Genomic DNA, 343 nt, shown 5'->3' on the forward strand with positions numbered 1-343 from the left:
GATGCAAGGTTAAAGATGGCTGGGGTAGCAGGATTTGAACCTGCGCATGACGAGATCAAAACCCGTTGCCTTACCGCTTGGCGATACCCCAGTAGTTCTCATGCCGGACAAGGCCCGGCAAAAGAGGCGCACATTTTCCCGGAACGGATCGTCAAAGTCAAACAAATGGGGTTGAAAAGAACCGATTTCAGAGTTTGACCAGCCACTCTTTTGCAATGATAGTAAGACGCAGATCATTCTGGCTAATGACGATCTTTTCAGGAAGGGAGTAGCCTTGTTGATCGCTAAATCTTAAGTAGTTGATTTCCCAGTTGTTCTGGAATATTTTTTGCGCTCTTTGCTG

At 46.6% G+C, this 343-nt stretch carries 1 protein-coding gene and 1 tRNA gene; both read right to left on the reverse strand.

Features of this window, described 5'->3' with window-relative positions; genetic code table 11:
* Nucleotides 1-16: 16 nt before the first annotated feature.
* Nucleotides 17-91: transfer RNA gene (locus QWI16_RS06175), tRNA-Gln, on the reverse strand.
* Between the two features lie 96 nt (nucleotides 92-187).
* On the reverse strand, nucleotides 188-343 hold a 156-nt coding region (locus QWI16_RS18725; RefSeq protein ID WP_368045282.1), incomplete at its 5' end, for a lipoprotein insertase outer membrane protein LolB.

It is taken from the genome of Gilvimarinus algae (genome assembly GCF_030518215.1).
Lineage (GTDB): Bacteria > Pseudomonadota > Gammaproteobacteria > Pseudomonadales > Cellvibrionaceae > Gilvimarinus > Gilvimarinus algae.